This is a genomic window from Alcaligenes sp. YSL9, assembly GCF_030515105.1.
Lineage (GTDB): Bacteria > Pseudomonadota > Gammaproteobacteria > Burkholderiales > Burkholderiaceae_B > Alcaligenes > Alcaligenes phenolicus.
Genome location: NZ_JALXJU010000002.1, coordinates 271,668 through 293,532, shown reverse-complemented (window position 1 = coordinate 293,532; position 21,865 = coordinate 271,668). Strand labels below are relative to the sequence as shown.

19 protein-coding genes and 3 tRNA genes are annotated in these 21,865 nt (G+C 56.5%); 12 read left to right on the top strand and 10 right to left on the bottom strand.

What is annotated here, in order from left to right; all coding sequences use genetic code 11:
• Positions 1 to 11: 11 nt before the first annotated feature.
• A complete protein-coding gene (pstA, locus tag M2Q46_RS09500; protein ID WP_022983498.1) occupies positions 12 to 875 on the top strand; it encodes a phosphate ABC transporter permease PstA in 864 nt (287 codons plus the stop codon).
• Positions 876 to 908: 33 nt separating this feature from the next.
• Positions 909 to 1,688 carry a phosphate ABC transporter ATP-binding protein PstB gene (pstB, locus tag M2Q46_RS09495; protein WP_009463840.1) on the top strand — a complete coding sequence of 260 codons (780 nt, stop codon included), beginning with the start codon at positions 909 to 911 and terminating at the stop codon, positions 1,686 to 1,688.
• A gap of 230 nt (positions 1,689 to 1,918) precedes the next feature.
• Here pstB and M2Q46_RS09490 read toward each other — a convergent pair whose 3' ends face one another.
• Entirely contained in the window at positions 1,919 to 3,544 is a 1,626-nt protein-coding gene (locus M2Q46_RS09490; protein ID WP_035270964.1) for an acyl-CoA synthetase, read from the bottom strand.
• A gap of 209 nt (positions 3,545 to 3,753) precedes the next feature.
• Entirely contained in the window at positions 3,754 to 4,170 is a 417-nt protein-coding gene (locus M2Q46_RS09485; protein ID WP_035270962.1) for a hypothetical protein, read from the bottom strand.
• A 223-nt stretch (positions 4,171 to 4,393) separates the two neighbouring features.
• Between M2Q46_RS09485 and M2Q46_RS09480 the strand changes: the two genes are divergently transcribed.
• From M2Q46_RS09480 to M2Q46_RS09470, 3 genes are read left to right on the top strand one after another with little or no spacing between them, the layout of a single operon-like run.
• Entirely contained in the window at positions 4,394 to 4,942 is a 549-nt protein-coding gene (locus M2Q46_RS09480) for a PepSY domain-containing protein (protein WP_052159339.1), read from the top strand.
• Between the two features lies 1 nt (position 4,943).
• Complete coding sequence (locus M2Q46_RS09475) at positions 4,944 to 5,609, top strand: response regulator transcription factor (protein ID WP_009457946.1); 666 nt, start codon at positions 4,944 to 4,946, stop codon at positions 5,607 to 5,609.
• Entirely contained in the window at positions 5,606 to 6,967 is a 1,362-nt protein-coding gene (locus tag M2Q46_RS09470; protein WP_239055200.1) for a sensor histidine kinase, read from the top strand. Before M2Q46_RS09475 ends, M2Q46_RS09470 begins: the two co-directional genes overlap by 4 nt.
• 199 nt (positions 6,968 to 7,166) lie before the next feature.
• On the opposite strand, the gene M2Q46_RS09465 is transcribed toward M2Q46_RS09470, so the two are convergent.
• Positions 7,167 to 7,568, bottom strand: coding sequence for a DoxX family protein (locus M2Q46_RS09465; RefSeq protein ID WP_009457944.1), 402 nt, complete (start codon positions 7,566 to 7,568; stop codon positions 7,167 to 7,169).
• An 82-nt stretch (positions 7,569 to 7,650) separates the two neighbouring features.
• On the opposite strand from M2Q46_RS09465, the gene M2Q46_RS09460 reads away from it, so the two are divergent.
• Positions 7,651 to 8,376, top strand: a complete 726-nt coding sequence (locus tag M2Q46_RS09460; RefSeq protein ID WP_060185658.1) for a transporter substrate-binding domain-containing protein — start codon at positions 7,651 to 7,653, stop codon at positions 8,374 to 8,376.
• On the opposite strand, the gene M2Q46_RS09455 is transcribed toward M2Q46_RS09460, so the two are convergent.
• A complete protein-coding gene (locus tag M2Q46_RS09455; protein ID WP_035270956.1) occupies positions 8,360 to 9,265 on the bottom strand; it encodes a LysR family transcriptional regulator in 906 nt (301 codons plus the stop codon). The two genes, M2Q46_RS09460 and M2Q46_RS09455, sit on opposite strands and share 17 nt — an antisense overlap.
• A 97-nt stretch (positions 9,266 to 9,362) precedes the next feature.
• On the opposite strand from M2Q46_RS09455, the gene M2Q46_RS09450 reads away from it, so the two are divergent.
• A complete protein-coding gene (locus M2Q46_RS09450; RefSeq protein WP_009457937.1) occupies positions 9,363 to 9,800 on the top strand; it encodes a PACE efflux transporter in 438 nt (145 codons plus the stop codon).
• Between the two features lie 70 nt (positions 9,801 to 9,870).
• Here the strand turns inward: M2Q46_RS09450 and M2Q46_RS09445 are convergent.
• Positions 9,871 to 9,947: transfer RNA gene (locus tag M2Q46_RS09445), tRNA-Pro, on the bottom strand.
• Between the two features lie 286 nt (positions 9,948 to 10,233).
• On the opposite strand from M2Q46_RS09445, the gene M2Q46_RS09440 reads away from it, so the two are divergent.
• From M2Q46_RS09440 to M2Q46_RS09430, 3 genes are read left to right on the top strand one after another with little or no spacing between them, the layout of a single operon-like run.
• Positions 10,234 to 11,856: a flavin monoamine oxidase family protein gene (locus M2Q46_RS09440; RefSeq protein WP_009457935.1), complete on the top strand. Its 1,623-nt coding sequence runs from the start codon at positions 10,234 to 10,236 to the stop codon at positions 11,854 to 11,856.
• Between the two features lie 2 nt (positions 11,857 to 11,858).
• On the top strand, positions 11,859 to 12,275 hold the full coding sequence (locus M2Q46_RS09435; RefSeq protein WP_009457933.1) for a cytochrome c: 417 nt from the start codon (positions 11,859 to 11,861) through the stop codon (positions 12,273 to 12,275).
• A 19-nt stretch (positions 12,276 to 12,294) separates the two neighbouring features.
• Positions 12,295 to 12,789 (top strand): DUF421 domain-containing protein, encoded by a 495-nt coding sequence (locus M2Q46_RS09430; RefSeq protein WP_009457931.1) that lies wholly within the window; start codon positions 12,295 to 12,297, stop codon positions 12,787 to 12,789.
• Between the two features lie 34 nt (positions 12,790 to 12,823).
• Here the strand turns inward: M2Q46_RS09430 and M2Q46_RS09425 are convergent, their stop codons facing one another.
• From M2Q46_RS09425 to M2Q46_RS09410, 4 genes are all read right to left on the bottom strand, one after another.
• Positions 12,824 to 13,084 (bottom strand): hypothetical protein, encoded by a 261-nt coding sequence (locus tag M2Q46_RS09425; RefSeq protein WP_026485262.1) that lies wholly within the window; start codon positions 13,082 to 13,084, stop codon positions 12,824 to 12,826.
• A 119-nt stretch (positions 13,085 to 13,203) separates the two neighbouring features.
• A tRNA-Pro gene (locus M2Q46_RS09420) sits at positions 13,204 to 13,280 on the bottom strand.
• A gap of 59 nt (positions 13,281 to 13,339) precedes the next feature.
• Complete coding sequence (locus M2Q46_RS09415) at positions 13,340 to 15,229, bottom strand: LTA synthase family protein (protein WP_302357130.1); 1,890 nt, start codon at positions 15,227 to 15,229, stop codon at positions 13,340 to 13,342.
• 241 nt (positions 15,230 to 15,470) lie between these two features.
• Positions 15,471 to 19,028 (bottom strand): indolepyruvate ferredoxin oxidoreductase family protein, encoded by a 3,558-nt coding sequence (locus M2Q46_RS09410; protein ID WP_302357128.1) that lies wholly within the window; start codon positions 19,026 to 19,028, stop codon positions 15,471 to 15,473.
• Positions 19,029 to 19,149: 121 nt separating this feature from the next.
• On the opposite strand from M2Q46_RS09410, the gene M2Q46_RS09405 reads away from it, so the two are divergent.
• The gene (locus tag M2Q46_RS09405) at positions 19,150 to 20,109 is read left to right on the top strand and encodes a LysR family transcriptional regulator (protein WP_031233005.1); all 960 of its coding nucleotides are present in this window, start codon (positions 19,150 to 19,152) and stop codon (positions 20,107 to 20,109) included.
• Positions 20,110 to 20,115: 6 nt separating this feature from the next.
• Here the strand turns inward: M2Q46_RS09405 and M2Q46_RS09400 are convergent, their stop codons facing one another.
• Positions 20,116 to 21,357 (bottom strand): phospholipase A, encoded by a 1,242-nt coding sequence (locus tag M2Q46_RS09400; RefSeq protein WP_226348566.1) that lies wholly within the window; start codon positions 21,355 to 21,357, stop codon positions 20,116 to 20,118.
• Positions 21,358 to 21,686: 329 nt separating this feature from the next.
• Between M2Q46_RS09400 and M2Q46_RS09395 the strand changes: the two genes are divergently transcribed.
• Positions 21,687 to 21,763 (top strand) — tRNA-Arg (locus M2Q46_RS09395).
• Positions 21,764 to 21,865 lie beyond the last annotated feature (102 nt).

Here is a 21,865-nt window from a genome sequence, read left to right as displayed (position 1 = left end):
GATCACCTACCATGTTTGATAAAAAATCCGCAATTAGTCTGAGCAACCCGATTTACAAACGCAGGCAGGTGTTTAACCGCCTGATGCTGGGTGTGTCTTTTACTGCCTTGATCTTTGGCCTTTTCTGGCTGTTCTGGATCATCTGGACCCTGATCGAAAAGGGCAGCAGTGCCATGGCCTGGTCCCTGCTGTTTGAAAGCACCCCGCCTCCTGGTGGTGAGGGTGGTTTGCTGAACGCCATTGTCGGCAGCGTCATGATGGCTGGCGTCGGTACTCTGATCGGCACACCTATCGGCATTCTGGCCGGCACCTATCTGGCCGAATACGGTCAGCGTGGCTGGCTGGCTCCGGCCACCCGCTTTTTGAACGACGTGCTGTTGTCGGCACCGTCCATCATTATTGGTCTGTTCATCTATGCCGTATACGTGGCACAGGTGGGGCACTACTCGGGTTGGGCCGGTTCCTTGGCTTTGGCTATTTTGGTGATCCCCGTGGTGGTACGTTCCACAGACAATATGTTGATGCTGGTTCCCAACGGTCTGCGCGAAGCCGCGGCGGCTCTGGGCTGCCCCAAGTGGAAGATTGTGATGTCCATCTCCTACCGTGCTGCCTTGCCCGGTATCGTGACGGGCGTTCTGCTGGCTGTGGCTCGTATTGCGGGTGAAACGGCTCCCTTGTTGTTCACCGCCTTGAACAACCAGTTCATGTCCCTGAACATGAACGCGCCGCTGGCCAACTTGCCGGTGGTGATTTTCCAATATGCTGCCAGCCCCTTTGAGGACTGGAACCGTCTGGCCTGGGCAGGTGCGGTGCTGATTACCTTGCTGGTCTTGGGTATCAATATCCTGGCTCGCAGCCTTTTCCGCCAAAAATAACGTTTTCACGGAGCGCCCTAGTCGGCCAACGCTATGAGTCAAATTATTACCTCCGACGAATCGACCAAGATTGAAATCCGCAACCTGAATTTCTTCTATGGCAAATTCCATGCCCTGCGCAATGTGAACATGTCTATCAAGGAAAAGAAGGTCACGGCCTTTATCGGACCATCCGGTTGCGGTAAATCCACCTTGCTGCGCACGCTGAACCGCATGTACGAGCTGTACCCCGGCCAGCGCGCTGAAGGTGAAATCCTGCTGGACAATGAGAACCTGCTGACTTCCAAGCAGGATATTTCCCTGATCCGCGCCAAAGTGGGCATGGTGTTCCAGAAACCGACACCGTTCCCCATGAGCATTTATGACAACGTGGCCTTTGGCGTGCGTTTGTTCGAGCGCCTGAGCAAAGGCGAAATGGACGAGCGTGTGGAATGGGCCTTGTCCAAAGCTGCGCTGTGGAACGAAGTGAAAGACAAGCTGCACCAAAGCGGTAACGGCCTGTCCGGTGGTCAGCAACAGCGTCTGTGCATTGCCCGTGGTGTGGCGATCAAACCCGAAGTTCTGCTGCTGGACGAGCCTTGCTCGGCACTGGACCCGATTTCCACGGCCAAGATTGAAGAGCTGATTGCTGAACTGAAAGCGGATTACACCGTGGTGATCGTGACCCACAACATGCAGCAAGCGGCTCGTTGCTCGGATTACACCGCCTATATGTATCTGGGCGAGCTGATGGAATTTGGTGAAACTGACCAGATCTTCGTGAAGCCCGCTCGCAAGGAAACCGAAGACTACATCACGGGTCGTTTCGGTTAATCAGACGGATGCGGGCAGAGCGGCCTTGCGGCGCTTTGCCTGGAGTTTGAATAAAGCCATACCCCCACATCGGGACAGTCGTTCCTGTGTGGCACACACCCCAATCGCTGGATTTACGTCCAAGGATTGGGGTGTTTTTTTATCCATTGGGGCGGCGATACAGTGTTGGCTCCAGTAAAGGGAGTAGCGACGGCCTTGTGTTGTGCGGGTGCCGCCTGCAGCTTGTGCCTTTACTGGCTCAATTTGCGTAAAGCATGACGTATGACTTTGCCGGTGGTTGTCATGGGCAGGGCATCGACAAACTCAATCAGCCGTGGGTACTCATGTGCAGCCACCCGGCGTTTGATGTGCTCCTGAATCTCCTTGACCAGCTCCTGGGACGGTTCGATATCCTCCTTCAGCACCACAAAAGCTTTCACGACTTCGGTGCGTTCGGGGTCGGGGACACCGATCACTGCCGCCATGGCGACAGCGGGATGCCCCATCAGGCCATCCTCAATCGGGCCGGGCCCAATGCGGTAGCCGGAGCTGGTGATGACATCATCATCGCGGCCTACGAACTGGATATAGCCATCCTCGTCCTGCATGCCTTTGTCGCCGGTCAGCAGCCAGTCACCCACAAATTTCTCGCGAGTGGCTTCAGGCCGTTGCCAGTAACCCAGGAACATAACCGGATCGGGGGACTGCACGGCAATATGGCCTTCGATGCCGGGTTTCTGAATTTGCCCCTGATCATCCACAATCGCGACCTTGTGACCAGGCACGGCCTTGCCGATCTTGCCCGCCTGTCCTGGAAACCAGGCCGAGCAAGAGGACACGATCATATTGCACTCGGTTTGTCCGTAGAACTCGTTGATGGTGATGCCCAGTTCCTGCTTCGCCCAATCCAGCAACTGTACGCCTAGTGACTCCCCGCCACTGGCAATGGATTGCAGCTTCAAAGGCCATTGCTCGCGTGACCATTGGCTGCGACGCAGCATTTTCAGGGCAGTAGGGGGCAGGAAAGTATGCGTGACACCGTGCTCGGACATCAGTTTCCAGGTAGCCTCGGCATCGAATTTGGGGAAGCGGTAGGCCAGTACGGGTATGCCGTGATGCCAGGCCGGTAGCAGCACATCCAGCAAGCCACCAATCCAGGCCCAATCGGCAGGTGTCCACATCAGGCCTTCGCCTGTGGGCAGGAAGTTGTGCGACATCTCTACGCCCGGCAGATGCCCCAGCAGCACACGGTGGGCATGTAGAGCACCTTTGGCCGAACCTGTGGTGCCGGAGGTATAGATCAGCACGGCAGGGTCGTCTGCGCGGGTGTTCAATGTGCGCGGTGCCGGTTCGGGGTGGGCGGCAATGGCTTGCCATAAGGAAAGTGCATCGCCTTGATCCTGCTGGCTGTCACTTTGGTAAAGATGTTTGAGCTGTGGCAGGTGCTCGCGCAAGGGCAACACCGTCTCCAGGCCTTGTTGATCGGTAATCAAGGTGCTGGCGCCGGAATCATTCAGACGATAGCGCAGCGCATCCGTACCAAACAGGGTGAACAAGGGCATGGCAATGGCGCCAATCTTGTAGGTCGCCAAATGCGCCAGCGCCGTTTCGAGTCCTTGAGCCAGAAAGATGGCGATACGGTCGCCTGCCTGAATACCCTGGGCTTGCCAGGCAGCCGCTAAAGAATCGGACCAGGCTTTGAGCTGATCGAAGGTGTAGCGCTTGATCTGACCATCGGGCAATTGCTGGATCAGGGCCAGACGCCCGGACCCGTCAGCCCATTTGTCGCAGGTGTCGTGAGCGATGTTGTAGTGCTCGGGGATGGACCAGTGAAATTCCGAGTAGCTTTGTGAGTAAACCGAATCAGCAGACAGCATGAGAGACACTTTTCCCAAAGGTGAAACAGACTCCCATCCTAACGCCTTGAGCGGGATGACCCTATCCGGGCTAATCAGTAGAAAAGAAAAACGGCGCTGGGGGGGCGCCGTTTTTCGTCCTGCTACCGACTTCTACTGCTAAAACAACTGCGTGTTGTCACTGCTACTGCTTGCGAACATCAACTGCTTAGGGGAAAGTGATGTGATGATCAGGACTTGGTGGCCTCTTTCGTGGCGCTGTCACGTTGTTGATCGTGACCGGAGCGGTGGCCGCGACGATGCTGACCGTCGTTCTTGCGCTCTACAACCGTAAACTCGCCATTGGCACCCTCGGAACGGACACGTACAACCTTGCCGTCCTTATCGACCACCATGGCCATGATGTTGTCGCCTCGCTGATGCAGGCTGCCCACTTTGGTGTAGCCGGCATCTTTCAGGCGCTGGTAGGCGGGACCGATATCGGTGACTTGATCAGCGGTCAGCGGTTTGTGGTCGCGGGCCTGACGGGCTTGTTTCTGCGTGCTCTGTGTTTGGGCTGCGCTTGTGGCTTCCTGTGCAATGGCAGCGGTGCCACCCAACAGACTTGCGCTCAATACAAGGGCAGAAAAGAGGGAAGTGCGTTTCATGTATAGCTCCTTCATGTAATCAAAAAGTGGTGCTGTCAGATTCCTGGGTAGCTTCCTTTTGAGGTGGGAAGGTTTGTTTGTCCTGTCAGCCTGGTGCCCATTATGGACAGGTGGCTCTGAATCTAAACTGAAGCCGCTGTTCATGTTATGTTCATCCGCAGCTTGCTATATAAGGGGGAGTGATCGTTTGATCCCTCTTTTTTTTCTGCACGTACCGATTCTTATGACGTCCATTAAACAATCCGCCTTGCTGATGAGTTTGGCCGCCGTTTTGACGGCGGTGATGCCATTGGCACTGGCCCATTCTCACGATTACCCTGACTGCGGCAGCAAAAAGCAGAAGGGTGATTCGTCGTGGGACAGGGATCAGCGTTCGGATTGGTCTGGACATGATTACCTCGGGGACGATGACTGTTTTCGTCGTTTGCCCCCTCCGCCGCCTCCCCCCCCGCCTCCCCCTCCTAATGAGCGTTTCGGCCCCAGCCCGTACTGGCCTCCGGGCCCGGCCTATCGGGGCCACGATCAGGCCCGCGAAGCCGTGCGCCGTGGTGAAGCCTTGCCGCTGCGGGAAGTCTTGAAGCGGGTGCGCGAGACCTATCCCGGACGAGTGCTGCGTGTGCAGTTTGAATATGACGAGCGCTTTGAGCTTTGGGTGTATGACTTGCGCATGCTGGTTGATGACAACCGCCTGTTACGTCTGAAAGTGGACGCCTTGACCGCCAAAGTGCTGCTTGTGCGCGGCGTGAAACGCTCGCATTCCCGAGGACATTAAGATGCGGATACTGGTTGTTGAAGACGAACCTACCTTGGCAGCGCAATTGCAGCAGGCTCTGGAACGGGCTGGCTATGCCGTTCAGGTGGCTCATGATGGTGAGCAAGGCCATTATCAAGGCGAGGTAGAAGCCTTTGATGCGGTAGTTCTGGATCTGGGTTTGCCGGGCATGGATGGGGTATCAGTCTTGCGTCGTTGGCGTGCTTCGGATATCAATATGCCGGTGCTGATTCTGACCGCACGCAATGATTGGCACGACAAGGTCGAAGGTATGGATGCGGGTGCCGACGATTACGTGGCCAAACCCTTTCACATGGAAGAGCTGCTGGCTCGTATGCGCGCTTTGCTGCGCCGTGCGGCCGGTCAGGCGAACCCACGTTTGCAGCTGGGCAAATTGGAGCTGGACGCGCGCTCGTCCTCGATCAGTTGTGCGGGCATGGTCTTGTCGCTGACCAGCCATGAATACCGTTTGCTGGCGTTCATGATGCATCACCCTGGCCAAGTGCTGTCGCGTACTCAACTGACCGAGCATATTTACTCTCAGGACTTCGAGCGCGACTCCAATACCATCGAGGTTTTTATCGGCCGTCTGCGCAAGAAATTGCCCGCCGGTTATATCGAAACGGTGCGAGGTATGGGCTACCGTCTGGTGGACCCTGAAGCATGATCGCCTTGCGGGGTCATACCATTCTGGGCTCTCTGCGTGGCCGCCTGCTGCTGGGGACTTTGGCCTGGATTCTGATCAGTATTGTTCTGGCCGGTTTGGGCCTGAACCGCTTGTTTCAAGACCACGTTTACCGTCAGTTCGAGCAGCGTTTGCAAACCCACCTGGACCAGATCATGGCGGACGTGAATCTGGACAATGCGGATGGGGTGACTTTGCAATCGCGCCTGAGCGATCCTTTATTTGAGCAGCCTTATTCGGGTATGTACTGGCAGATTGCACGCCAGGAAGCGGGCAGTGAGCAGTGGACGGTGGTTTTGCGCTCGACCTCCTTGTGGGACGAGGCTCTGGATGTGAATGCTCCCGATTCGCCCAATGGTGTTTTGTCGCTGACGGGGCCGGAAAAGCAACGCCTGGTTGTGTTGCGTCAGGAACTGGACGAGGTGAATGACAAGGGACAAAGCTTGCAGATCATGGTGGCTGGCAACCGGGAGCTTCTGGCCGAACCATTAGCCCGTTTTGAGCGGATTCTGTTCCTGTCGCTAGGTGGTTTGGCCGTGGGTTTGATCCTGGCGGCAATCTTGCAAGTGGTGCTGGCCTTGTACCCTCTGCATCTTTTGCGACGTCGTTTGCTGGACGTGCAGGAGGGGCGGGAGCCACAAGTCAGTGGCAATTTCCCCAGTGAAATTCAACCCTTGGTGGATGATTTCAATGCTGTACTCAGTGCTAATGCGGGTATGGTGGATCGCGCACGGGCGCAGGCGGGAAATCTTGCCCATGCGGTCAAAACCCCGCTAACAATTATGGGCAACGCCGCGCAAGCCGAAGATCCGCATTTGGCGGCTTTGGTTAGCGAGCAGGTGGCCTTGGCCCAGCGTCAGGTTGACCACCACTTGTCTCGTGCACGAGCCATGGCGGTACGTGCCATAGGTGTGCGTACGGATGTGTCTAGTTGTCTGCAGTCCTTGTGTCGGGTGATGGGGCGTTTGCATAGCGACAAGCAGATTCATCTGGATTTACCCGATCAGGAGTTGATCTTTAAAGGCGAAGAGCAGGACTTGCAGGAGATGGCTGGAAACCTGTTGGATAACGCCTGCAAATGGGCGACGCAGAATGTGTGGTGTCAGGTGTGGCAGCAGGACAATGTGCTGCATCTGGTGGTGGAAGATGATGGTCCTGGCCTGGAGCCGGAGCAGTTGGAGCGTGTGTTTGGTCGTGGCCAGCGTGCGGATGAGCGACATCCAGGCTTTGGATTGGGACTGGATATTGTGCGTGAGCTGGCGCGCAGCTATCAGGGGAAGGTGCAAGCCAGTGCGTCGGAGAAAGGGGGGTTGCGGCTGGATTTGACCTTGGCAAGTTAAGGCCGGAAGCCAGGTGCCAACGCCATCGCCAACTAACTTTAACTCCCGTGCAAGTGCAGTAGCGTCGAGCGTAGAGGTACCTGAGACCAGCGGACTGAGTGGCTAGGGCGAACAAGGGGGCAGGTGGGGGTTATGCTTGATCATCCATGAAAAACGCCCGGCGAAGCGGGCGTTTTCCAGCACATGAATCGGGCCAGCCTTAGTTCCAGGGGCCGCCATCGCCACCCAGGCTGTAGCGTCCGGCGCCAATCAAGCCGACTGTGAGCGCACCAATCAGGAACATGCCTTGCAACTCCAGGGCCCAAATACCTTGGGCATTGAAACTGCCGATCTGGTTGCTATGGGCCAGCAACAAGGCAATGACCATGTTCATGGCTACAATCAAACCGCCGGCACGGGCGTAAAAACCCAGAATCATCAGGACGGGAGCAATCACTTCGCCTATGTACACGCCCCAGGCCAGAAAGCCGGGCATATTGTTGGCGATCAGCATTCTTTCGATTCCTCCGATGCCATAACGTATCTTGGCGATGCCGTGCAGCAGGATCAACACACCGACCGTGACACGCAGCAAGAGTTTTCCAAGATCATCACGAGACATACAGGCGCTCCATTATGTAGTGGGACAGGAAGGTGCGTTATTGTAGAAGACCGGGTTCTTAAAAGTATGACGGAGCATTTACATGACACAAAAGCAGGCTGTCGCAGCAGAACTGGCCCCCAGCGGGGTTTTGCGTGTTGCCATGAATTATGGCAATCCCGTCCTGGCCCAACGCGGTGCCAATGAGCAGTCGCCCAAAGGGGTCTCGGCGGACCTGGCGCGCAGTGTGGCGCAAGAGCTGGGCCTGAGCGTGCAATTTCATGGCTACGATGCGGCCCAGGCTGTCGTAGAGGCGGTCTACAGGGACGAGTGGGATCTGGCTTTTTTGGCGATTGATCCCAAGCGTGCGGAAAAGATTCGCTTCAGTGAAGCCTATGTGCATATCGAAGGCACCTATCTGGTGCGTGACGAGTCCGCCTTTCAGAACGTGGATCAGCTGGATCAGCAAGGCGTGTGCATTGCCGTTGGCAAAGGGGCGGCCTACGATTTGTTCCTGAGCCGTCATTTAAAACATGCCGATCTGGTACGGGCAACGACCTCTGCCGATGCGATTGATCTGTTTGTGGAAGAAGAGCTGGATGCCGCTGCGGGCGTACGACAGCCTTTGGAGCGCTATGCCCGCTCCCGCAGCGGCTTGCGTGTGCTGCCCGACAGTTTCACTGTGATTCGTCAGGCCATGGCGGTGCCGTCAGAGCGTACGCTGGCCCATGCCTGGGTTGAGGCCTTTATTGCCCGGCAGAAAAAGGAAGGGATGGTGGCGCAGTTCCTGGCTGATAGCGGTCAGGCGAATGTCACCGTACCGGAATAGGCGCAAGGCGCGTATTTAATTCGTCTTGCAGGGCCTGTCTGAACAGGGCCTGCGCCTTGCCCACATCCTGTCCCTTGGATTGCAGAAGATAAATGGGCAAGTCCAGACCATTGCTGCCGGTAGAGAACTGGATACGGTGCAAACGGCCAGACTCCAGTGAGGGCCGCAGGCAAGACAAGGGCAGATTTGCCCAACCCAATCCCCGTTCCACCAGTTCCAGTGTCATGGGCAGACTGTCCGTTTTCCATTGACGCAGGCTGAGCATGGAACGGTCCTTGCGTATATCCTTGTCGGGGCTGGTAATCACAATCTGCCGGTAGGCTTTCAAATCTTCCAGGGGCCTGGGGCTGTCCTGTAGCAAGGGATGGCCGGGTGCAGCGACAGCGCTAATGGTTTCGGTCCACAGCGATTGCACAATCCCCACGCTTTCCAGTTCCCGTCCGCCATAGGCAATGCACAGATCCAGCTCGCGCTTTTGCAGTGCTTCGACCAGCGCGTCTTGGGGCGCGGTTCGCAGTTCTATGTCCAGACCGGGATAGCGTTGCTCCAGAGCCTGCAAGGCAATCAACGCCGGTTCGGGATCGACATCGCACACGATACCCAGCCGTAAATGGCTTTCCAATCCCCCCGATAATTCCTGCAAATGCAGTCGCAAACTCTGCAAGCGGCTGGCGATCAGCTTGGCGTCGGGCAGCATGGCCAGTAGTTCGGCCGTGGGTACAGGTTCACGTCGGCTGCGGTCAAAAAGCGACAGATCCAGCTCGGCCTCCAGATTGGCCACGGCCATGCTGACGGCCGATTGTGTGCGGCGCAACGCCCGCGCGGCGGCGGAGAAGGAGCCGTGTTCAACCACGGCAAGCAAGAGCTCAAGATGATCACTGGTAAGCATGGCTAAACCATAAGTAAAACTGATGGAATCTGACTTTTTCTAGAAGCTGTACTGCGGATAATCATGCTTTCTGAGCTTTTGATCAAGGATATTTATCGTGCAGGGATGGAAAAGAAGAGTTGTCTACATAGGGATGTTCGAGTTGCTGGGCATGATGGTAGCGGCAACCGTATTGGGGCACTTGAGTGGGGCAGGGGCCATGGAAAGCGGGATGCTGTCTTTCATGATCAGCACCTGCGCAGTATCGGTGAACCTGTTCTACAACATGCTGTTTGAAGCCTGGGAGCGCCGTCGTCAGATTCAGGCGCGTACGTTCTGGCACCGGGTGCTGCACGTGGCCGGTTTTCAGATTGTGCTGGTGTCTTTGCTGATCCCGCTGATTGCGTGGTGGCTAAATGTCAGCTTGTGGAAAGCTTTTTTGATGGAAGCGGTGTTGCTGGCTTTCTTTCCCATCTTCGCCTTTATCTACAACTGGGCATTTGATTCTATTTTTGGTTTGCCCGACTCGGTGGGTGTGAGCGCCAGCCAAAGTTAAATGACGCAGTGAACCGAACCGGCAAAACTAAAAGGCCTTGCAGATTGCTCTGCAAGGCCTTTGAATTTTTTGGTCGGGGCGGCGGGATTCGAACTCGCGACCCTCTGGTCCCAAACCAGATGCGCTACCAGGCTGCGCTACGCCCCGACTAAGAAAAAAATTATATCCCGTCGTGGTGAACTTGGCAAGCATAGGCCCACATCAAAAAGGGGCTTGCACGCATTTATCAGGAGTCAGCTAATTTTCAGCCCTGTAAAGATGTGTTTCTTATGTTGGGCTTAAACATTTTAGGTGCTTATAGTTAAGTGACAAGCTGATCATAAGGCATTGTGTTCTTTGTTTTTTTCCACACGAGTAGCATTCATGCACCGGGGGCAGGCAAAGAAGTTGGGGGCGAATGCTGCTCATCATTTTTCCAAAAGGAGAAAGGACGATGAGCCAAGTTTCACAGGGTGGAATACTGACACGGCGACATTTCCTGACGATGGTCGGGTATGCCGCAGGTGGCGCGGCCATGTATCAGGCCATGATGCGTCTGGGCCATGCGGCGGAGGGCAGTTACGATGGCCCGATTCGCCTGGAAGGCAAGCCCAAGCCAGGGACCTCTGTGGTGATCCTGGGGGCGGGTCTGGCTGGCATGGTGGCCGCTTTGGAGCTGCGCAACGCAGGGTACAAAGTCAAAATCCTGGAGTTTCGGGAAAAAGTGGGGGGGCGCAACTGGTCCTTGCATGGCGGGGACAGCTATACCGAGCTGGGGGGCGCCAAGCAGGATGTCAAGTTCGACAAGGATCAATACATCAACCCCGGCCCGTGGCGGATTCCTTTCCATCACCGGGCCTTGCTGGATTATTGCAAGCGGCTGAAAGTCAGGCTGGAACCGTTTATCCAGTACAACTACAACGCCTATCTGCATAGCAAAGAGCATTTTGGTGGCAAGCCTCAGCGGTTTCGCCATATCCACGCGGATTTTCAGGGACAGGTCTCCGAGCTCTTGTCCAAAGCCATTAATACTCAGTCGCTGGATGCACCCTTGTCCAAGGAGGATCAGGAAAAGCTGCTGGAAGCCTTGCGCAGCTGGGGGGCCTTGGACAAGAACATGGCTTATGTGAAAGGCCATGCCAGTTCCGAGGTACGCGGTTTTGAGCGTGATCCGGGAGGTGGTCTGAATGCACAACCCGAGTTTTCCGAGCCTTTGAAACTGGCCGATATTGTGCGCTCCAGTGTTTGGCACAATATGGGCATTCATGATCTGTACGAGTTTCAGCAGACCATGTTTCAGCCGGTGGGTGGGATGGACCAGATCGGCGCTGCTTTTGGCAAGGAGCTGGAGGGACTGTTTACCTTTAATGCCAAGGTCACTGCGATCAAGCAGAGCGATGGCAAGGTGACGGTTAGCTACAAGGATCAAAGCAAGGGCAGCGAGCACACTGAAACAGCAGACTGGTGCGTATGTACCATTCCCTTGTCGATTCTGAGCCAGATAGATCTGGATGCCAGCAAGGAAATGCACGCTGCCATTGACGCTGTGCCTTACGCTCCCTCGGTCAAGATCGGGCTGCAGTTCAAACGGCGCTTCTGGGAAGATGATGACGCGATCTATGGCGGCATCAGTTATACCGACCTGCCCATCACACAAATCTCTTACCCCAGTGGCGGCATGATGGCCGGTGGCAAAGGCGTATTGCTGGGGGGGTATATGTTCGGTCCCAGCGCCGTGGAATGGTCGTCGCTCAGTCCCGAGGATCGGGTCAAGAAGGCCCTGGAATATGGTGCGCAAATCCACCCTCAATATAAGGATGAGTTCGAGAGTGGGGTGGCGGTCGCCTGGCACCGCGTTCCCTGGACATTGGGCTGCTATGGCATGTGGACGGACCAGACACGGGCCGCGCACTACGAGAACCTGTGCCAGATTGATGGTCGACTGGTTTTGGCGGGTGAGCACGCTTCTTACGTCAACGCCTGGCAGGAAGGTGCGATCCTGTCGTCCCTGAACGCGATTTCCCGCTTGCATAGCCATATTGTGGGTAATCAACAAGCCGATTCCAAAGGAGCCTAGTCATGATGATGCGATCTCTAGCGGTTTTTCTGGCCTCGGGACTGTTGACCATCAGCCATGCGGATACGGCGGTGGTAGGGGGTGATACGGTGGTCTTTACCCAGAAAACCGGCCAGGAAATTTATGAGCAGGTCTGTGCGTCTTGCCACATGATCGATGGCAAGGGCGCTCAAGGGGCGGGCATGTATCCGTCCCTGTCCAAGAATCCGAAACTGGGGGCGCCTGCTTATGTGGTGTTCATGGTGAACCAGGGCAATAAGGGCATGCCCGGTTTTGGTGGCGTACTCAATGACGAGCAAATAGCCGAAGTCGTCAACTATGTGCGTTCCCACTTGGGCAATGAGTTCACTGACAAGATTACGGCCAAGGACGTGGCAGGCCAGCGTCCCAAGGACCACCAGTACTTTGATCTGAACTGATCAAAGGCTGCTTGTCGTCATGCTGACACCTGATTGGAGCACGGTCTTCGCACTGGAAATACCTGTGTTGGAGTCCGTGCTGCGAGGCACAGTGGTGTACTTTGTTCTGTTCGTCCTGCTGCGGCTGGCAGGACGACGTGAACTGGGATCGCTGGGCGTTGCGGACCTGTTGATTCTTTTGCTGATTGCCGATGCCAGTGGTAATGCGATGTCAGGCGGCAGCAATTCCTTGACGGATGGTCTGCTCGTGGCCGCAACCATTGTGGCCTGGGGGTACATAGTCGATTGGCTGATGTACCGATTCCCGGCGCTCAATGCACTGGCCACTCCGCGCAAAGTGTGCGTGGTCAGGGACGGGCAATTGCAGTGGCGCAATATGCGTCGGGAGTTTGTGACCCGCGATGAAATCCTGAGTGAAATGCGTTTGGCCGGAATCCAGTCACTGGAAGAGGTAGCGGCGGCTTATATCGAGCCTAATGGCAAACTCAGCTTTTTGAAGGACACATCCGTGTAGTTTGAACGGGTAAGGAACAGGCGGGGCTGAAGGCTCAGGCCCGATAGCCCTGCGAAATCCATTGCATGCAGAAAATAAAGGTGAACACCGCTACGGGGAAGGGCAGCAAGGCAAAAAGCCGAATAGCCAGACTGCGAGTTTGTCCGCGCAGGCCACGCTTGTAAACATAGAGGCCGATCAGGCAGGCGATCAGGGGGAAGAGAAAGACTGGCAGGAGCAGAAACAGGGTAGGGACGGTCAGGAGGCACAGCAGTAAGGCCAGGCTGCTCAGACCTAGAATTTTTGAATTGCTCATTTCCGATTCCTGATCAGGGTAGGTCGTCAGAGCATAACGCAAATAAGGCGATGCCCTGGGAGCAGGCAAAGAAAAAGGCTTAGTTCACTGTGCAATGAACTAAGCCTTTAATTCTTTAATGGTCGGGGCGGCGGGATTCGAACTCGCGACCCTCTGGTCCCAAACCAGATGCGCTACCAGGCTGCGCTACGCCCCGACTAAAGACAAGCATAATAGAACGAATTCAGGACTTCGTCAAGCCCTGAGCCTTCGGTTTTAGCGTTTTTGCAGGTGGGGCAGGGTGTAAGCCTGTTCGTGATACGCCCAGCTAGGCCAGAGCACGTGGGCAAGGGCTTCCTTGGCCAGCCCTTCGTCTATCTGTTCCAGCAGCTCGTACTTGTCCGGCGCGGTATAGCGATACTGACAAGGCGGCAGGTGTGGCATCAGCACGGTCAGGATGTCGCCTTTCAAATAGCCATAGTTCTCGAAGTACTGCATCATGGCCCGGTCGCTGTCCTGCTGGGTCAGGTCGCGCCCGATCATGGGGTGCTCGCTTTCAATGCCCATCAGAGATAGCAGGGTGGGAGCCAGGTCAATCTGGCTCATGATGCGTTCGTCCTGACGGCTGGGAACGCCTGCGCCCAGAATCAGGGCAGGAATATGGAAGTGACGCACAGGCACCAGATTGGCACCGCCCACGCGCGAGTCATGGTCGGCCACGATCAAGAATACTGTGTTGTCCCAATAGGCGGATTCACGCGCTTTCTTGAAGAAGTCCCCAATGGCCCAGTCGGCGTAACGTACCGTGTTCTCTACCGTGGCGGGATCGCCTTCCACCTGAATACGGCCAGCCGGGTATTCCCAAGGCGAGTGGTTGCTGACGGAGAACGCCAGCGTCAGGGTGGGTTGCTCCTTGTCCTGGCTTAGCAACTGGTGCAGCTTGTTGAACATGTCCTCGTCGCTGGCGCCCCAGGTGCCGACGAACTCGGGGGACTCAAAGCTGGATTGCTCATGCAGCTCATCAAAGCCATTGCCCAGGAAAAAGCTCTTCATATTGTCAAAGTGGGCTTCGCCGCCATAGATAAAGCGTGAGCGGTAGCCTTGTTCCTTGAGCAATTGGGCCAGGGTGAAAAAGCGGGTTTGCGAGCCGGGCAGGCGCAGTACAGCGTCTGCCACGGTTGGGGGGAAGCCGGCAGAAACCGCTTCCAGACCTCGTACCGAACGCGTGCCGGTAGCGTAGGCGCGGCGAAAGTTCCAGCCCGTTTGGGCCAGTTTGTCCAGTTCGGGGGTTAGATTGGCGCCGCCCAGATTGCTGACATATTGCGCCCCCAGGCTCTCTTCCACGATCAGGACCAGATTGGGTTTGCGCTCGCGTTTTTGCACTGGCGTCTGACGATGCAGGGTGGGTAGTGTGTCAGGGCCAGCCGGCAAGGCAGCCGCATCGCGCACGATCTGGTTCATTTCTGCGACGTCCAGGCCACCGTAAATATCCTCAGCCGAGCGCTCGTTTTTCATGCTGTAGATGGCGTAGGCCACGTTATACAGCGAGTTCAAGGGCAGCGTGTTGAGCATGCTGTCGCTGCTCCAGGCGACCGAAGAAGGATTGATGGGGCGGTGGGCCAAGGTGCCCCGAATTGCCAGGATGCACAGGGCCGCAGCAATCAGCATCCAGATAGGACGCAGCCACCAGCTCATCACGGGGTCGGCAGACACGTGACCAAAAATAGACCAGCCCGAGTACACAATCAGCCCCAGACCAATCAGGGCGATGCCTATCATCAGCTTGTAGCCTTTCCAGAGCATGCCCACTACTTCTTGAGGGTGCTTCAGATAGTCCACATACAGCCGATTGGGGCGAGTGTCGTATTCGATAATGAATTGGGGCGTGGAAACTTCCAGCAAGGTCAGCAGGAACCAGGCGAAGGTAAACCAGATGGCGGCTATCGTCGTCATGACGGGATAGTGTCCTAGCCAGGGGGCCAGCAAGACCACGGGGGCGCTGAGCGCGGCGATCATCAGGGCGTCGATACGCAAGCCGCCAATCAGGATGGGCAGCAGACCTCCGGCCTGACGCACACGCGGCCATTGCCACAAGGCAAAAGCCAGCCTGAAAGCGGTCAGCAAAATCAGGGCTGAAGGAACAAAAACGTAAACAAGATGGCGCATAAAATGTGGTCCTGGTCGACCTAATTGCCACGGACGGTGGCACTGGCATCGAATTGCACGATTGTATGTCAGTTTAATGAGCAAACTATCTTGCTAAACGCTTGGGCTTCTCGGGGAAGTGTGGCCGCATGCCGGTTCGGGGTTTAAAGACGAAAAAAAAGCAGGCCGCTTTGAAAGACAGCCTGCCGCTAAGGAGGAGTTAAGGGGAGCCAGCCCTGTGTTACCAGGGCTGGCGATAGGTTTAGGCAACGCGTTGGCTGGGTTCGGTACGAGAACGGAACTGGCTGCGTTGTTGTTCACGCTGGGCGTAGGCTTTGACGTGGCCCGCATCTTTGACATGGCCGTAGCCACGGATCAGATCCGGGTAGTTCAACCAGCGCTGGGCCACTTCCATATTGTCCGCATCCAGGTGGGCACTGACTTCATTCAGGTCGGCCAGATAGTCCTCAATGTTCTGACGTTCCTGACGGCGTTCCTGGGTGTAGCCAAAGATATCCAGCGCACCACCACGCAAACCACGCAGACGGGCCAGAATCTTGAACAAGCTGCGGGTCGAAGGGCCAAACTTGCTCTTGACTGGCTGACCCTGGCTGTTCTTGCGACCGAGCAAGGGCGGGGCCAGATGGTATTCGATCTGGTAGTCCTTGCCAGGTTCACCCGCAAACTGGGCACGCAGCTTGTCCAGGAAGGCCGGGTCGGTGTGCAGGCGGGCCACTTCGTACTCGTCCTTGTAGCTCATCAGCTTGGCCAGTTGCGTGGCGGCGATGCGAGTCAGGGGTAGAGCCTTGTCCTGATTCAGGCGCGATTCGCGTTCCATGACCTTGTTGATGGCGTCGCGGTAGCGCTTGGCCCAGGCCGGGTTCTGATAGGCAGTCAGGTGTTCTTCCATGCGCTTGATCAGGGATTGCACGCTTTCAGGGAAAGTGACTTCACGGGCTTTGGGTGTCGCACCTTCCATCAAGGCTTCGATACCCTTTTCAGCCGCCAGACGCCCCCACTGGAAGGCTTCACGGTTGGCTTTGACAGCGACGCCGTTCAGTTCGATAGCGCGCAGCAAGCTGTCCATATGCAGCGGAATCCAGCCGCGCTGGAAGGCATAGCCCAGCAAGATGGGGTTGGCATAGAGTGCATCGCCCATAACGTGTACGGCTAGGGCATTGGCGTCCAGATAGCGGATTTCCTTACCCACGGCATTTTCAATATCCGTGCAGGCGGTTTGTAGCGGAAATTTCCAGTGCGCATTGCCGATCAGATCCGAAGTCGGGCTGGCTGCGGTGTTGATAATGGTGTGGGTGCGATCGCGGCTGACACGGCTCAGGACATCCGTGGAGGCGCTGACCAGAGCATCACTGCCAATCAGCAAGGAGGCCTCGCCCGTTGGAACGCGGGTGGCATGGAGCAGATCGGGCTGGCGTGCGATTTGCACGTGGCTCAGCACCGCACCACCTTTCTGGGCCAAACCGGCCATATCCAGAACGCTGACCCCTTTTTGCTCGATATGAGCAGCCATACCCAGCAGGCCGCCTACCGTCACAACACCTGTGCCACCAATACCGGCGATCAAAATACCGTAGGTCTTGTCCAGATCCGGCAGTTTGGGCAAAGGCAGGTCGGCCAGATTGAAGGACTCCAGCGAACGGCCCTGAGCTTCCGGCTTGCGTACCTGCGCCCCTTTCAGCGTGACAAAGCTGGGGCAGAAACCGTTAACGCAGGAGAAGTCCTTATTACAGGAGGACTGGTTGATGCGGCGCTTGGAGCCCATAGGGGTGTCCAGAGGCTCAACGGACAAGCAGTTGGATTTGACCGAGCAGTCCCCGCAGCCTTCACAGACCGTGTCGTTGATGAAGGCGCGCAGGGCAGGGTCCGGGTAAGTCCCTTTCTTGCGGCGACGGCGTTTTTCCGTGGCGCAGGTCTGGTCGTAGACCAGGATGGTGGTGCCGGGCACTTCGCGCAGCTCGCGCTGTACGCGGTCCAGCTCATCACGGTGATACACAGGCGGGTTGCCAGCCAGGGTAACGCCCTTGAATTTCTCGGGCTCGTCGGTGACCACCACAATCTTGCGAGCGCCCTCGGCATGGACCTGGGCAATGACGTCGGTGACTTTCAAGATCCCGTCTACGGGCTGGCCGCCTGTCATCGCGACGGCATCGTTATACAGAATCTTGTAGGTGATATTGGAGTTGGCTGCGATCGAGGCTCGGATCGCCAAAATTCCCGAATGGAAATACGTGCCATCGCCCAGGTTGGCGAAGACGTGTTTTTCATCGGTAAAGGGTTGTTGGCCAATCCAGGCGACGCCTTCGCCGCCCATATGACTGAAAGTGGAGGTGCTGCGATCCATCCAGACCGTCATGTAGTGGCAGCCAATCCCGGCCATGGCGCGCGAGCCTTCGGGCACGCGAGTGGAGGTATTGTGCGGACAGCCCGAACAGAACCAGGGCTTGCGCTCTACGCTGACGCGCGGCATACGGGCTTCGCGGTCCTTGGCATCCAGAATGGCCAGACGGGCCTGGATGCGGGCTTGCAGCTCCTCGGAAATGTCCATGGTGCACAAGCGGCGGGCAATGGCGCGCGCAATAATCGCAGGAGACAGTTCACCTTGAGGAGGGAGTAGCCAGGGCGAGCGCAAGCTGGACCATTCGCCGCCACCGTGTTCGGTCTCGTCAAACTTGCCGTAGACCTTGGGACGTACGTCATCGCGCCAGTTGTACAGCTCTTCTTTCAGTGCATATTCCAGAATCTGGCGTTTTTCTTCCACCACCAGAATTTCGGACAGGCCGGTTGCGAACTGGCGGGCGTCTTGCCCGTCCAGGGGCCAAATACAGCCCACTTTAAATAGTCGGATACCTAGCTCGGCGCATAGCTCGTCGGACAGGCCCAGATCGGCCAGTGCCTGACGGGTATCCAGATAGGCTTTACCCGCCGTCATGATGCCAAAGCGGGCTTCGGGCGAATCAATCTCGACGCGGTTCAATTTGTTGGCGCGCACATAAGCCAGAGCGGCGTACCACTTGTGGTTCATCATGCGGGCTTCTTGCGCCAGTGGCGGGTCTGGCCAGCGGATGTTCAGACCATCGGCGGGCATGTCCTCGATCTCGGGCAGGACAATGTTCAGGCTGTCCGGGTCCAGATCGACCGAGGCGTTTGACTCCACCACTTCAGTGACGCATTTCAAGGCTACCCACAGGCCGGAGAAACGGCTCATGGCCCAGCCGTGCTGGCCAAAATCCAGGTATTCCTGCACGTTGGCCGGGTAGAGCACGGGAATACCGGCGGCGGCGAAAACGTGATCGGACTGGTGGGCAACAGTGGAGGATTTGGCACCGTGGTCATCGCCTGCCAGTACCAGCACACCGCCGTGTCGGGCGCTACCAGCCGAGTTGGCATGCTTGAACACGTCCATGGAACGGTCCACGCCAGGGCCCTTGCCGTACCACATGGCAAAGGTGCCGTCGAAACGTGCACTGGGGTACAGATTGGTTTGCTGGCTACCCCAGACGGCGGTAGCGGCCAGATCTTCGTTCAGACCGGGTTTGAACACGATGTCGTGTTCTTTCAGGTGTTTGCTGGCTTGCCACAGAGCCTGGTCTACGCTCCCTAATGGGGAGCCCCGGTAGCCAGAGATGAAGCCTGCTGTATTCAGACCGGCGCGCCGGTCCCGTTCTTTCTGCAGCATGGGCAAGCGCACCAGGGCTTGGGTGCCGCTCATATAGGCGCGGCCCTTGGTGACAGTGTATTTGTCATCCAGGGACACGGATTCCAACATGGCCTTGTAAGGTTTGTTGAGTGGGGCATTCATGAGTTTGTCTCCTGCAAGAAGGATGGTTTTCGTGCAAGTTGTTGTCGTTTGTTCTTTAGTCTAGGGCAGCTTTTTGTTATCGTAAAATCAAATTTACGTGTACCTGATATCTGAAAAACGGATGGCTATGAAGCACGAAGTGACTCTGAGGCAGTTTCGATATTTCATCGCTGCGGCGGTCAGCGGGCAGTTCTCGGCGGCGGCCCAGGCGGAGAACGTCTCCCAGTCGGCCATCAGTAATGCAGTGCAAAGTCTGGAGCGTCAGCTGAATGTGGCCTTGTTTGAGCGTTTGCCCCATGGTGTGGAGTTAACGCCACAGGGACAGGCGTTCTTTCACCACGCCCATCACGTGATTGATGCCGTCAGCGATGCGCTGAACCATGCAGATTTGCGGCGACAAAATATCGAAGGGCAGATTCGGGTAGCCGCGGGCTATACGGTTCTAGGCTACTTCTTGCCTGATCTGATCAGTCGTTTCAAGCACAGCTATCCGAATATCGACATCGAGCTGGTGGATATGGAGCGCCCCGAAATGGAGGCCGCCCTGGAGGGCGAGCGTATCGATCTGGGTGTTGCTATTTTGTCGAATATCACCGATTTAGCCATGTTCGGGCACCATCGCCTGAGCAGTTCCCGCCGGCGCTTATGGGTGTCGGATCAACATGCCCTGGCCAATGAGTCCAGTGTGTCCCTGGAGCAGGTCAATAACTATCCCTACATCTTTCTGACGGTGGACGATGCCGATACGGCGGCCATGCGACATTGGGGCAGCCCCGGCTTTCCGGAGCGTGTCGCTATGCGGACCCGCTCCCTGGAGGCGGTGCGCGGTTTGGTGGCTTATGGCTTTGGGGTGACAATCTTGTCAGATATGGTTTACCGGCCCTGGTCTCTGGAAGGCAAGCGTATCCATGCCATCGGGATTCATGACCCGGTGGAGTCGGTAGAGGTGGGCTTGTTGTGGCCCAAAGGACGTGAGCCGGAAGGATTGGTGGCCTTGTTTCAGCGCTTTCTGATTCAGGCCTGTGATCATGATATGGCCCGCGCCGGCATGGGAAGCCGACGCGGTGGGGGACTGTTGTAGAAGCGCTTACGGCACCAGCGCCAGACCGATACGGAACTGCGAAGAGCGATCGCGGTAGCCCAGCATGGTTTCCGCATAGCCCGAGAAGTACTGGCCGTAGAGATAGCCATTCATGTTCAAAGGTGTGCGGTTCAGTGGCCAGGCAATCGTGAACTCATGCGTATTGCGGCTGCCCGCGCCCTTGTTGTACATGCCAGACAGTACCAGTCCGTTATCCTGGGCGTAGCGGACTTTCCAGTCGTAACGGCCACGGTAGTGTGCCCAGTCTGCGTTCTCGCCCATGAACACATAGTGCTTGATGCGTGGGGCAAACGTCAGTGTGGCACCGTGATCAAAGCGGTAATTGAATTCGGGCTGGATGAAGACCTCGTTCATGGAGCGCGAGTCATCACCGGCCTTGCCGTTAGAAGCGTGTTCGTAGCCGGTGGCCAGACCCATGAACAGACGTTTCTGCTCGGATTCCCAGATGGAGTCCTTACGCCAGAAGAAGCTGGGGCGGTAGGTGGTGTCTACAAAAGGCTTGGAGTCTGCATGCAGATCCCACAGGGCTGTTTGCGTATAGCCAATGTAGAAGTGATCGTAGAACTTCGGATTGCTAGGATCATCCGGCGAATGCAGACGGTACTTGAAGCTCAGCTGGAAGCGGGCATTGGTGCCGCCTTTATTGCCGACAATAAAGTAAGTCGGGTCGTGAGCCGAAATCGCGTTGCTGAAGTTCTCGAAACTGGAGTTTGCGGGTTTCAGGCCTTGTCCGTTATTGATGGCTGGCCCTTCGCGTTGTGCTCCGGCCGCGACGGCCTGGGCATAGGGCAGGGCAGGGTCAATGACACGTGGGTCATGGCCAGCACCTGCGTTCACCACAGCGGCGTTTGCCGGTTGCGAGGTAATCGGGCTTTGGCCTTCCGGATTGGTGTCCAGTGCCAACATTACACGCTCGCCTTCAATATTGACGGCTTGCAAGCCGGTCAAACCATTGGGGACCACGGCTCGCCAACTGTAGGCGGTGAAGTTGTTGGTAGGGATGGATGCTCGGGGCCGCGGGTTGACCAGTTCGGCCAGGCTGCGGATGACGTTGCCGTTATTGTCGCGCCACTGCAAAACCAGGTTTTGCGGGGCGGTCCAGCTCATCAAGCTGCCTGTGTCGTTGTAGACGATGGCGTCAATATCGACGGTTTCACCAGAACTGGCCTGTACTTGGCGCAACTGATAGCTGATACCTGCCTGTGCGGTATTCAGGATTGCGCTCAAGATAAGAAGGGGGGCCGATAGTATTAAAGAGTGCTTACTTAGTTTCTTTTTGGTCGGCATGGAGAAAAGTCCAGGAAAACGGGTTAATCCGTACACGACTGTACCATTTGCGACTAAAAATACTACCTATAATTATTTTTCTTACAGTATTGACACTCTGACCAGAGTGCTGCTTATCTAAAACAGATTTTCAGGCTAGAATATTCGATTGTCCTTTTCAGGTCTGTTTTTTTACAAAAAATGGGCCTTGAATTCGGTCCTTATTCCTTACGGACCGTTATCTCGGACCTTGCATCGCCTGACGGTTTTGACGATGCCACCATCACCTGGCGGGTGTAGCTCAGTTGGATAGAGCACAGGCCTTCTAAGCCTGGGGCCGGGGGTTCGAACCCCTCCACCCGCGCCAACCTTACTCCCCTTTTTCTTGCGTGCTTTTCTGCTCCTAGGCATTACCCTGAGCCGATGCATTTAGTAAGTATGGTGTAAGTGTCGGGCTCTAATGTTCACC